The organism is Flammeovirga sp. AWQ4_249, from assembly GCF_056161045.1.
The window spans coordinates 1-312 of record NZ_JBSWYJ010000136.1; the positions used below are offsets into that span (position 1 = coordinate 1).

Annotated in this window: 1 protein-coding gene; it reads left to right on the forward strand. The window is 38.1% G+C overall.

The window, feature by feature from the left end:
* The coding region (locus ACXAHM_RS26410; RefSeq protein WP_474967078.1) for a hypothetical protein at nucleotides 1-312 on the forward strand (312 nt) is incomplete at both ends.

The following is a 312-nucleotide window of genomic DNA, read 5'->3' on the forward strand; positions in this document are numbered from 1 at the left end:
GTCTTGATGCACACAACATTCCATTGAGATCAAGAATCGCTCAAGTATATGAAACAAAACCTGAAGTTTCTGAAGTGACTGTAAAAGCTGCTGAAGGATTCCAAAAAACAGGTATTCAAGTTAATGCTGATTCTTTAGCAAAAATCGAATATGTAAGTGGTCTTTGGACTACAAACCCTCATATCACACAAAACGGTGGTCTTTACAACTCAGCAGGTAATCCTAATGCTGAAGCAGAACTTGCTACAGAGGAATATGTATTAGCCAACGAAAAAGTAGGTGCATTGATCGGTAAAGTGGGTGACACTAAAT